Source organism: Burkholderia sp. AU17457, from assembly GCF_002223255.1.
Taxonomy (GTDB): domain Bacteria; phylum Pseudomonadota; class Gammaproteobacteria; order Burkholderiales; family Burkholderiaceae; genus Burkholderia; species Burkholderia sola.
Map to the genome: position 1 here is coordinate 519,164 of NZ_NKFB01000008.1, position 11,987 is coordinate 531,150.

General features: G+C 69.1%; 8 protein-coding genes. 2 read left to right on the plus strand and 6 right to left on the minus strand.

Annotation, left to right across the window (positions count from 1 at the left end; genetic code table 11):
* Positions 1–84: 84 nt before the first annotated feature.
* The gene (locus CFB49_RS32280) at positions 85–483 is read left to right on the plus strand and encodes a RidA family protein (protein WP_069616956.1); all 399 of its coding nucleotides are present in this window, start codon (positions 85–87) and stop codon (positions 481–483) included.
* A gap of 138 nt (positions 484–621) precedes the next feature.
* Here CFB49_RS32280 and CFB49_RS32285 read toward each other — a convergent pair whose 3' ends face one another.
* The 3 genes from CFB49_RS32285 to CFB49_RS32295 form a co-directional block, all read right to left on the minus strand.
* Positions 622–3,759, minus strand: coding sequence for an efflux RND transporter permease subunit (locus CFB49_RS32285; RefSeq protein WP_089493402.1), 3,138 nt, complete (start codon positions 3,757–3,759; stop codon positions 622–624).
* Positions 3,756–4,880: an efflux RND transporter periplasmic adaptor subunit gene (locus tag CFB49_RS32290; protein WP_089493403.1), complete on the minus strand. Its 1,125-nt coding sequence runs from the start codon at positions 4,878–4,880 to the stop codon at positions 3,756–3,758. The genes CFB49_RS32285 and CFB49_RS32290 overlap by 4 nt, the downstream gene beginning before the upstream one ends.
* 82 nt (positions 4,881–4,962) lie before the next feature.
* Positions 4,963–5,580: a TetR/AcrR family transcriptional regulator gene (locus CFB49_RS32295; RefSeq protein WP_069616953.1), complete on the minus strand. Its 618-nt coding sequence runs from the start codon at positions 5,578–5,580 to the stop codon at positions 4,963–4,965.
* Between the two features lie 77 nt (positions 5,581–5,657).
* On the opposite strand from CFB49_RS32295, the gene CFB49_RS32300 reads away from it, so the two are divergent.
* The gene (locus CFB49_RS32300) at positions 5,658–7,118 is read left to right on the plus strand and encodes an efflux transporter outer membrane subunit (protein ID WP_089493404.1); all 1,461 of its coding nucleotides are present in this window, start codon (positions 5,658–5,660) and stop codon (positions 7,116–7,118) included.
* Between the two features lie 245 nt (positions 7,119–7,363).
* On the opposite strand, the gene CFB49_RS32310 is transcribed toward CFB49_RS32300, so the two are convergent.
* From CFB49_RS32310 to ctaD, 3 genes are read right to left on the minus strand one after another with little or no spacing between them, the layout of a single operon-like run.
* Positions 7,364–8,947, minus strand: coding sequence for a c-type cytochrome (locus CFB49_RS32310; protein WP_089493405.1), 1,584 nt, complete (start codon positions 8,945–8,947; stop codon positions 7,364–7,366).
* Positions 8,938–9,339 carry a cytochrome C oxidase subunit I gene (locus CFB49_RS32315; RefSeq protein WP_089493406.1) on the minus strand — a complete coding sequence of 134 codons (402 nt, stop codon included), beginning with the start codon at positions 9,337–9,339 and terminating at the stop codon, positions 8,938–8,940. Before CFB49_RS32315 ends, CFB49_RS32310 begins: the two co-directional genes overlap by 10 nt.
* Positions 9,336–11,975 (minus strand): cytochrome c oxidase subunit I, encoded by a 2,640-nt coding sequence (gene ctaD / locus CFB49_RS32320; protein ID WP_089493730.1) that lies wholly within the window; start codon positions 11,973–11,975, stop codon positions 9,336–9,338. Before ctaD ends, CFB49_RS32315 begins: the two co-directional genes overlap by 4 nt.
* Positions 11,976–11,987: the final 12 nt, after the last annotated feature.

An 11,987-nucleotide genomic window follows, 5' to 3' on the forward strand; every position in this document is an offset into this window, starting at 1 on the left:
CGGCGTACCGGTTGCCTTGATTCATCGACCGCCTTCATCGACAACCAGACGACCGGTGCGACGCCACCGGCCACGGAGACAATCATGCATGAACGCAAAGCCGTCGTTCCGATGGGAATGGAAGCGGTGTACGAGAAGATCGGCTATGCGCCGGGATTGAGGGTTGGCGATACGCTTTACGTATCCGGGCAGATCGGCCGCGACGCGGCGATGCAACTGGTCGAGGATCGCGAAGCACAGATCGTGCAGGCGTTCGAGAACCTCAAGCGCGTGCTCGAGGCGGGCGGTGCGACGCTTGACGACGTGGTCGACCTCACGACCTTTCACACCGACATGCGCGACCTGCCGTTGTTCATGCAGGTGCGCGACCGCTATTTTCATGCGCATCCGCGGCCGGCGTGGACGGCCGTCGGTGCCCACATGCTCGGCGGCGGGCCGGGGTACATCGTCGAAATCAAGGCGGTGGCGATGCTGCGGCGATGATCGACGGCTATCGTTGCGCGGGAATCCGGCTGCCGCCGACAGGGCCGCGCGCCCGACGCCTTGACGACACGCCGGGCACGACGACAACGGCTGAATTCGCCATGACGGTTTCCTTCGACACGATGAATGGCGGACGGATCAATCGCGCGCGTCGAGCGCGGGCTGAAGCGCGATCTCGCCCGGCGATGCCGGTTGCAGGCCGCGATGCGAGCCGGCGGCACGGCCGGGCCCGATCCTGAACCAGATCGCGTACATCGCGGGGAGGAATACCAGCGTGAGGATCGTGCCGGCGAACGTGCCGCCGATCAGCGTGTACGCGAGCGTGCCCCAGAACACCGAATGCGTGAGCGGAATGAACGCGAGCACGGCCGCCATCGCGGTGAGGATTACCGGCCGCGCGCGCTGCACGGTCGCCTCGACGACTGCATGGAACGGATCGAGCCCGGCCTGTTCGTTCTGATGGATCTGCCCGATCAGGATCAGCGTGTTGCGCATCAGGATCCCCGACAGCGCAATGAGCCCGACCAGCGCATTGATGCCGAACGGCTGCCGGAACAGGATCAGCGTCGGCACCACGCCGATCAGCCCGAGCGGGCTCGTCATGAATACCATCACCATCGCCGAGATCGAGCGCACCTGGAAGATGATGATGACCAGCGTGATCGCGAGCATGATCGGGAACAGCGGCAGCATCGCCGTGGTCGCCTTGCCCGATTCCTCGATGGAGCCTGCTTCTTCGATCTTGTAGCCGCTCGGCAACCGCGCGACGATCGACTGTAGCTGCTTCGTGATCGCGGCCGATACGTCCGGCGGCTGCAAACCGTCGGCGATATCGCCGCGCACCGTGATCGTCGGCACGCGATCGCGCCAGCGCATGATCGGCTCCTCCATCCGCACGTCGACCTTGCCGACCTGCGACAGCGGAATGCGCTGCCCGTTCGCGCCGGCGAGCGTGAAGTCGTCGAGCCGCGCCGGGTCGAGCCGCGCATCGCCGCCCGAACGCGCGACGACCTGCACGGTCCGGATATCCTCGCGCACCGCGGTGACCGGCACGCCGGTCAGCAGGAACTGCAACTGCTGCGCGACCGCGCTGGACGTCAGCCCGACCGCCTGCAGGCGATCCTGCTGCAACGTGAAATGCAGCGTCGGCGCGCGCGTGCCCCAGTCGGCATTGACCGTGCGCATCATCGGGCTGCCGTTCATCACGTGCCCGACTGCGGACGCGATGCCGCGCAGCGTGTCCGGATCGGGGCCCGTGATCCGGTACGCGACCGGGAACGGCGAATACGGGCCGAACACGAGTTGCGTGACGCGCACGCGCGCTTCCGGCGCGAGGCCGTCGGCGACGGCGCGGCGTAGCCGTGCCTTCAACGCGTCGCGTTCGTCCTGGCTATCGGTGCGCACGACGATCTTCGCGAACGACGGATCGGGCAACTCCGGTCCCATCGCCAGATAGAAGCGCGGCGCGCCCTGGCCGACGTACGCGGTGACGATTCGCGCTTCCTTCTGCTTCGCGAGCCATGCTTCGACTTTCGACGCGGCGGCGCTCGTTTGCGAAATCGACGTGCCGTACGGCATCTGTACCTCGACGAGCACCTCGGGGCGATCGGAAATCGGGAAGAACTGTTTCTTCACGACCGCCATGCCGAGAATGGCGAGTGCAAACAGGCCGACGACGGACCCCGCGACCAGCCATTTGCGCGCGATCACGCGCGTCAGCATCTGGCGGAAGCGGTTGTAGCGGGGCGTGTCGTAGATCGCGTCGTGGCCGCCTTCGATCTTCCTGAACTCGGGCAGCATCTTCACGCCGAGGTACGGCGTGAACGCCACCGCCACGACCCACGACGCGATCAGCGCGATCCCGACGATCCAGAACATGTTGCTCGTGTATTCGCCGGCCGTGGAGCGCGCGAAGCCGTTCGGCATGAAGCCGACCGCGGTCACGAGCGTGCCGGCCAGCATCGGCGCGGCCGTATGGCTCCACGCATAGGCCGAAGCGGCCACGCGCCCGTAGCCTTCCTCCATCTTCACGACCATCATTTCGATCGCGATGATCGCGTCGTCGACGAGCAGCCCGAGCGCGAGAATCAGCGAACCCAGCGTGATGCGGTCGAAGTTCTTGCCGGTGGCGGCCATCACGACGAACACCACGGCCAGCGTCAGCGGGACGGCCGCAGCGACGACGAGCCCCACGCGCCAGCCCATGCTGACGAAGCTCACCAGCATGACGACGAGCAGCGCGGCGAAGAACTTGACCATAAACTCGTCGACGGCCGAGCTGATGTTCACGGATTGGTCGGTGACCTTGGTCACGCTCATGCCGAGCGGCAGCCCCGCATTGATCGCGCCGACTTCGCGGTCCAGCGCGCGGCCGAGGTCGAGCCCGTTCCAGCCGTCGCGCATCACGATGCCCAGCATCAGCGCGGGTTCGCCGTTGTTGCGGATCAAGAACGTCGACGGATCTTCGTAGCCGCGCTCGACGGTCGCGATGTCCGACAGCTTCAGCGTGCGGCCCTGCGAGACGATCGGCGTGTCGCGGATCTTCTGCAGCTTGTCGAACGCGCCGTCCACGCGAATGAAGATCTCCGGCCCGCGCGTCTCGACGGAGCCGGCCGCCGTCAGCACGTTCTGGCCGTTGAGTGCGGCGAACACGTCCTGCGGGCTCACGCCGAGCGTCGCGAGCCGGTCGTGCGACAACTGCACGTAGATACGCTCGGCCTGCTCGCCGATGATGTCGACCTTCTTCACGCCCGCCACGTGCAGCAGCCGCTGGCGCAACGCTTCGGCGTCGCGCACCAGCAGGCGCTGCGGTTCGCCCCTGGCCTTCAGCGCAAACAGCGCGAACGTGACGTCCGCGTATTCGTCGTTGACCATCGGGCCGATCACGCCGGCAGGAAGGGTGGTCGCCTCGTCGCCGATCTTTTTCCGTGCCTGGTAGAACTGCTCCTGCACTTCCGACGGCGGCGTGCTGTCGAGCAGCGTCAGCGTCGTGATCGCGAGGCCCGGGCGCGTATAGGTTTCGGTGCGGTCGTACCAGCGCAACTCCTGCATGCGCTTTTCGATCTTTTCGGCGACCTGGTCGTGCATTTCCTGCGCGGTGGCGCCCGGCCATGCGGTGATGATGGTCATCACCTTGATCGTGAACGCGGGGTCTTCCGCGCGGCCCAGCTTGAAGAACGACACGAGGCCAGCCAGCGAAATCAGGCAGATCAGGAACAGCGTGATCGCGCGCTCGCGCACGGCGAGCGCGGACAGGTTGAAGCGGCGTTCGCTCACGGCCGTGCTCCTTCGCTCGCGATCGTCGCGGCCTGCGCGGCGACGCGGACCGCTTCGCCTTCGTGCAGCAGCGGGGCGCCGAGCGCGACGACGCGCTCGCCCGGTTTGAGCGTGCCGTCGCCGGACACGCGTGCGCTGTCGTCGTCGAGATGCTCGACCTTGACCGGCCGCCACGTCACCTTGGCCGGTTCGCCGGCGACGACCCACACGCCGGGCCCGTTGCCCGCGTCCAGCAGCGCGCCGATCGGCACCTGCATGCCGCGCGGCGAAGCCGTGCGCGCGTCGTCCGCGATGCGGATCGTGACGGTCGCGCCCAGCGGTGCATTGGCCAGCACGCCCTGCAGCACGTAGCGCGCTTCGAAAGTACGCGTTCTCGCGTCCGCGGTATCGGAAAGCTGGCGCAGCGTCGCGGGGACGCCGACGTCCGGCTTGCCGAACAGTCCGGCCTGTGCCGCCGACCCGATCGCCGGGCGCAGGGTTTCGGGCAACTGGATCACGGCCTCGCGGCTGCCGGCGTGCGCGAGCCGCACCACCGGTTGTCCCGCGCTGACGACCTGGCCCGGTTCCGCGAGCGTTTCCATCACCACGCCGTCGCCGTCCGCGACGAGTTGCGCATAGCCGGTCGCATTGCGCGCGACGTCGGCGTCGGCCTCGGCGGCGCTCAGTTGCGCTTTCGCGGCATCGGCCGCGGCCTTGGCCTGGTCGTACGCGGATGCCGATATCGCGCCGGTGCCGCGCAGGTCGCGGTAGCGGGCTTCGTCCTCGGCGGTTTGCCGCGCGCGGGCCCGTGCGGCGGCGACCGCCTCGTCGCGGGCGCGCGCCGCGAGCTTCAGGTCGACCGGGTCGAGTCGCATCAGCGGCTGGCCGCGCCGCACGGTTTGCCCGGTATCGACGAGCCGCTCCAGCACCTTGCCGGCTACGCGGAAGCCGAGATCGCTCTGCACGCGCGCGGCGACGGTTCCGGTGAACGAGCGGGACGCGGGAGCGGCCGCCTGCACGACGGCGGTGCGCACGAGAGGCGCCTCCGTGCGCGGGTCGGACGGCGCTTTTCCGCTGCAGGCGGCTAGCGCGACGGGCCGTGCGGAAGCGACTGCGAGGAAAGCGAGACGACGCCGAACCATGAAAGACCCAGTGACGAAGTGAGCGGGGCTTTCATTGTGTATCTAGTGACCAATATAGTCAACCGTCACAAACGGTGACGCATCACGGCGCGAGGCTTCGGAGAACAAGGCTCGACAGTTGGGCGGGTGCGGCGTCGGTCGTGTCGAGGTTGTACTGCAGCAGCAGCGGGTTCAGGTACGGCCGCATCACGAGGTAGATCGCCGTGGCGGTTTCGTCCAGCGGGGTCTTGCGCTCGAACTCGCCGTTTTGCCGGCCTTCCTGGAGGACGTCCTGCAGCAGTTTCTGCACGCGCGCCTCGTAGGCCTGCACCGACTGCCAGTTCCCGGTCGCGGCCGATGCCGCGATGTCGTACAGCTTGCGGTCGCGGAAGAACAGCCGCAGGCTCGCTTCGGTAAAGACCTTGAACATCCGCCGCAGCTTTTCGGTGGGTAGTTCGGCCGCGGCCACGGCCGCGCGCACGTCCGTTTCGATCTCGCGCAGGCAGTTCGCGCAAATCATCTCGCCGATCGCCTGTTTCGACTCGAAGAACTTGTAGATATAGGCCTTCGAGAAGCCGATCGCCTTCGCGAGGTCCGACACGGTCGTCTTTTCGTAGCCGTACCGGCTGAAGTGCTCGGTGGCGGCGGCCACGATCTGGTCGCGGACGTCGTGGTCGGCCGGGCCGCGTGCGGGCGCCGGGGAAGAGTCGATTTTTTTCATAAGCTGCAACGGACAGGAATGTGCAACGAGTGACTATTTGGTATTATAGTCACAACCGGATTCTTGCTAACGCCCACATGCTACCCAAACCCATCGTTGCCGCGGCGCTCGCCGCCATCTTGTCGGCGGGATGCGCCGTCGGTCCCGACTATGTGCGGCCGGACGTGGCGATGCCGGAGCAGTTCCACGGGCAGCGCGCCGTGGGCCAGCGCCACGCGGCGGCCGACGCCGATCTCGCGACGTGGTGGACGGGCTTCGGCGATCCGCAACTGACGCGATACATCACGCTGGCGCTCGCCCAGAACCTCGATCTTGCGCAGGCCGCGGCGCGCGTCGCGCAGGCGCACGCGGGGCTCGGTGCGGCGAATGCGGCGCTGCTGCCGTCCGGCAATGTGAGCGGCCAGGCCGCGCGCGTCTATCAGTCGGTCGAAACGCCGTTGGGGCAGGTGTTGAATGCGACGCCCGGTTTCGACCGTCATGGCAACGACTACGAGGCCGATCTCAACGCAAGCTGGGAGCTGGACGTATTCGGCGGATTACGCCGCGGCCGCGAAGCGGCGCTCGCCGACTATCAGGTATCCGAAGCGGCGGCGGTCGCGACGCGGCTCGCCGTCGCCGCGCAAACCGCGGATACCTACATCACGATTCGCGGGTTGCAGGGCCGCCTCGACGTCGCGCGGCGCCAGGTGCGGACCGAGCAGGATCTGCTGTCGACGCTCAACCTGCTCTATGGGAAGGGTCTCGCGGCGGAGCTTCAGGTGAAGCAGGCCGAAGGCGCGCTTGCCCAGGTTCGCGCGACGGTGCCGGTGCTCGAAGCGGCGCTGGACGCGGCGATGAATGCGCTCGACGTGATGCTTGGCGCGCAGCCCGGCACGCATCGCGCGGCATTGCTTGCCGGCGGCGACGTACCGGTCGCACCGCGGATCGCGGCCACCGGCACGCCCGGCGAACTGCTGCGGCGCCGGCCCGACCTGATTGTCGCCGAGCGGCGCGTGGCGGCGTCGAACGCGCGCATCGGCGTGGCCATCGCCGAGTATTACCCGAAGTTCTCGCTGGGCGGACTGCTCGGCAGCGCGACGACGATGGGCGCGGGCAACCTGTTTGCCGGCGGCGCGAACCAAGCGGCGGGCGTGCTCGGTCTGCGCTGGCGCCTGTTCGACTTCGGCCGGATCAATGCACAGATCGCGCAAGCGAAAGGGCAGGATGCCGAAATGCTGGCCGCGTATCGGCTCGCGGCACTGCACGCGACCGAGGACGTCGAAAATGCGTTCTCGGCGCTCGTCAAGCGTGACGAGCAGGCGGCCATTCTCGGCGACGGCGTGAATTCACTCGGCCGCGCGCGGACCGCATCGTTTGCGGCTTACCAGAAAGGGGTGCTCAGCCTGATCGAAGTGTTGCAGGCCGACGAAAGCCTGCTGCGCGCATCGGACGAACGCGTGCAGGCGCGAACCGAAGCGGCGCGCGCGGCGGTCGCCGCGTTCAAGGCGCTCGGCGGCGGGTGGCAGGCGCCGGAAGCGCAGGCTGTTGCGAGCCGGTAGCGGTGGCGTCGAAACTGCAACGATCATGAAGGTCGTCGCCGCGTTGGGATTGCATCCGACCGTTGCGCCGTCCACGCAGGCCACCGAAGCGGCACCCGCACCTGAGCCGACGTCGCGCGCGCACGCGTTCGCCCGCACGGGCGGCGGCCCACGGGTGATGTCGTCAGGCCCGGCTGAAACTTTCGCGCCGGGCCCGCCCGTATGGATCCCGCCGGCATCGCGCGGTGCCCCCGCGCGACACGCGGCTACCGCTTGATCGCCCCCCGCAACCGCCGCACATCCTGCTCCGACACAGGCGCCGCCCGATTCCCCCACGCACCGCGCACGTAGCTGACCACCGCCGCGATCTCGCCGCTCGTCAGCGCGCCGCGCATCGCCGGCATCCGCTGCACCGGCCCCGGTTTGCCGGGCGTGGGCCGCACACCTTCGACCACGATCCGGATCGTGCTCGTCGGATCGGCCGCCGCGACGATCGAACTGCCCGCGAGCGCCGGCCCGTGATCAGGTACGCCTTTACCGTCGGCGCCATGGCAGCGTGCACAGAACCCCGCATACACGCCGGCCCCCGGCGCCTGCTGGCCGCCTTCCGGACGCGGGCCGGCAACGGTCAGCCGCGGGACACCGACACCGAGCGGATTCGTCGCGGCAGTCGGTTGCGCGGGCAACGATTTCAGGTACACGGCGATCGCGTGGCGATCGGCATCCGTCAGCAGCGCCGTGCTTTCGCCGACAACCGGCGCCATCGCGCCGAATACCGCGCCGCGCGCCGCGTGGCCGCTGCGCAGGAACGCGGCGATGTCGTCGGCCGACCAGCGGCCGAGGCCGTCCGGGGCTGCGCCGGTCAGGTTCGGCGCGAACCAGTGGTCGTTGATGCCGCCGGTCAGGAACGGGGGGCTGCGCTCGTCGTAGCCGCGTTCGTTGTAGGCCGGGCCGCGTGGCGTATGGCATGCGCCGCAATGGCCGAGCCCCTGCACGAGATACGCGCCGCGATTCCATTCCGCCGATTGCGACGGCTGCGGCGTGAACCGGTCGCGGTTCGCGAACACGAGGCTCCACAGCCCGAGCGCCCAGCGCTGGTTGAACGGAAACGGCAGTTGCGTGAGTTTCGCCGCATTCGCGGACGGCGCGACGCCGCGCATGAAATACGCATACAGCGCGCGCACGTCGTCGTCGCTCAGGTGCGCGAACGACGGGTACGGCATTGCCGGATACAGCCGGCTGCCGTCCGCGCGCACGCCGCGCCGCATGGCATCGTCGAATTGCCGTAGCGTGTAGTTGCCTATGCCGTGCGTCGGGTCCGGCGTGATGTTGGGCGCATAGATCGGCCCGAACGGCGAATTCACCGGCTGCCCGCCCGCGTACGGCGTATGGTCGGCCGCGTCGTGGCACGCGGCGCAATCGCCGGCGAGCGCGAGATAGCGGCCGCGCGCGATCGTCGCGGCGTCGGCGCTCGCGGCCGCCGCCGCGATGACCGGGCGGCGGGCGGTCGAAGCGGAAGCGGCGCCGGGCGGCGGGGTGGATGCCGCGGACGATGTCGCATCCGCCACCGATGCATCCCGGTCGCGTGACAGCCGACGGTCGTTCTGCACGCGCGCGGACATCGACGCGCCGGCATCGGCCGCCGACGCGCGAATCCGCACGAACCGCCAGCCCGACGCGGGATCGGGCGCTTCAGCCGCCGACGCGGCGCCGGCCGTGCCGCTGCCCGCGGCCGCGTTGTCGTCCTGCCGCACGTCGCACGCGCAGAGCGCGACGCATACCGCGAACGCGCCCCCCGCGCGGCGGCCCGGAACGCGGAACGGGAACGAAGCGAACGGGATCAGCGCCATGGACTGCAAGGCCCTACGAAAGCGGTGACGATCCCCGTAAACACCAGACCGATCACGAAACCGAGCGCCGCGAGCATGCCGCAGCGCGCGAGAAAGCGCGTACTGCTGTCGCGCGTCACGGCACGCGCATCGGCATCGTGCCGGCGCCGCCACATGCGTGCGAGCCAGGTCGCGCAGGCCGCGGCCAGCGCGAACGCGCCCGCGGCGATCAGCGCGAGCCACGCGCCGACGTGCGCCCAGCGCGGCGCGGCCTGCGCGACACCGAGCGGATAGCACGCTGTGGACGCGAGCGTCTCCGACACCAGCATCTGCGTGAACCACAGCGCGGGCGCGCCGACGAGGCCGGCGGCGATCGCGAGCAGCGGCGTCCACGCGCGTCGGGCGTCGTTCATCCGGTGCTCCTCAGCCAGAACGGCGATACGTACAGCGCGGTGAAGATGAATAGCCACACGATGTCGACGAAGTGCCAGTAGAGCCCGCCGACCGTCAGCGCGACGCGTCGCTCGCGGCCGAAGAAGCCGGCGGCCGTCCACGCGGCGAGCAGTGCGAGGATCGCGAGACCGGCCACGACGTGCGCGAGGTGGAACCCGGTGATCGTGAAGTAGAGGCTGCCGTACAGATGCGCGGTCGGGCCGTACGGGTGATCGCGCCATTCGTGCAGCTGAACCAGCGCGAACGCGGTGCCGAGCGCCAGCGCGACGACGAGCAGCGCGACCGCGCGCGCCTGCCGGCCGGCCCGCACCGCCCGCTCGGCGAGCCATACGAACACGCTGCTCGACAGCAACACGACCGTGTTGACGGCCGCGAGCCCGATCTTCGGCATCCCTTCGGGCGGCCACGGCGCGGACCACTGCGACTGCAGGTAGAAGTAGCAGAACAGCAGGTAGCCGAACAGCCCGGCTTCGGTCACGATCAGCGTGAGCACGCCCCACCAGCCGCCTGCACGTTCGCCGCAACTGCCGACCGGCAGCGGCTCGATGCACGCGGCCGGCGCGGCTGCCGGCGCCGTCGCGGACGGCGGTTCGTCCGGATGAAGCCCGGCGGCCGCGGCGGGCGCCTGCGTGTCGGCGCGGGCCGGCAGGCGCACGCGTTGCCCAAGTTCGCGGCGCGGCCACAGCCACGCGGCGGTGGCGATCGCGCAACCGGCGACGGCCACGCAGACGAGCGTCGGCGAGCGCGCGAGCATCGCCGCGAACACGGCGGTCGCGAGCAGCGCGAGCACGAACGGCACGCAACTGTCTTCGGGCATCTTCAGGATCGCGCTCGGCGCGGCGGCGAGCGGCGTGACCGCGAGCGCCTCGCGCCCGTTCGCGAGCCGGTAGCCGACCCGCAGGCTGGTGCGCGCCGGATCGTCGCGCGTTTCCCACAGCGGATGCCGCGACGCGACGAGCGGCAGCACCGCGAAGTTGTACACGGGCGTCGGCGACGCGACCGACCACTCGAGGCCGGCCGCGCCCCACGGATTCTCGCCGGCGCGCACGCCGCGCCGCGCGCTCACCAGCGCGTTGACGACGAACATCACGATGCCGATCCCGAACACGAACGAGCCGATCGTCGTCAGCAGGTTCGACGTGTCCCAACCCATTCCCGATGGATAGGTATAGATGCGGCGCGGCATCCCGAGCAGCCCGGAAATATGCATCGGGAAGAAGCCGAGGTTGAAGCCGAACAGCACGACCCAGAAGGTCCAGCGGCCGAACCGTTCGTTCATCATCCGCCCGGTGAATTTCGGGAACCAGTACGCGACGCCGCCGAGCACCGGAAATACGTTGATGCCGAGCAGCACGTAGTGCAGGTGCGCGACGACGAAGTACGTATCGGTGAGCTGCCAGTCGAGCGGCACGGCCGCGGTCATCACGCCGGACACGCCGCCGATCACGAACATCAGCACGAAGCCGGCGAAATACAGGAACGGCGTGCGGAACACGGGGCGGCCGGTCCAGATCGTCGCGATCCACGCGAACACCGCGACCGCGCTCGGAATCGAAATCAGCATGCTCGCGGCGCCGAAGAACGCGAGCGCGAGCGGCGCGATGCCCGTCGCGAACATGTGGTGGACCCACACCTCGAAGCCGATCAGCATCGTCGCCACCGTCGACACGGCGACGGCCTCGTATGCGACGAGCGGACGCCGGCAGAAGGTCGGCAGCGCGTCCGACACGATCCCCATCGCCGGCAGCACGACCACGTAGACCCACGGATGCGCGAACATCCAGAACAGGTGCTGCCACAACAGCGGACGGCCGCCGTGCGCGACGTCGAAGAAATGCGTGCCGGCATTGCGGTCGAGCCACAGCAGCAGGAACGCGAGGCTCACCGACGGCACCGCGACCAGGTTCGCGACCGACGCGGTCAGCGTGCCCCACACGATGATCGGCACGCGATCGATCGACATGCCGTGCGCGCGCATCCGCAGCAGCGTGACGACGAAGTTCGCGGCGCCGCCGGTCGTCGAGATGCCGAGCAGGATCATCCCGAGCGCGTAGATGTCGATGTTCGCGCCGGCGCTGTAGTCGAGCGACGTGAGCGGCACGTAATTGAACCAGCCGCCGTCCGGCACCGCGCCGAGCGGAAAGCTCGCGTACAGGAAGAGCCCGGCGAACAGGAACGACCAGTACGAGAACGCGTTCAGCCGCGGGAAAGCCATGTCGCGCGAGCCGAGCATCAGCGGCCACAGATAGTTCGCGAAGCCGGACAGCACGGGTAGCGCGTACAGGAAGATCATCGTGACGCCGTGCATCGTGAACAGCGCATCGTATTGCGCGGGCGTGAGCAGCGTCGCGTTCGGCCGCGCGAGCTGGATGCGCATCACGAGCGCCTCGACGCCGCCGAGCAGCAGGAACGCGAACGCGGTGACGATGTAGCGCAGCCCGATGCGCTTGTGATCGACGGTGCCGAGCCAGCCGCGCCAGCCGGGTTCCGATTCCCACAGCTCGGCCAGCGCGCGTTCGTGCGGGGAGCCGGGCGGCGCTTCGCCGAGATCGGGTACGCGGCTGAGCGGGGCGGGCGTGTCGCGGGCAATGGCCATCGGCATCCTCGG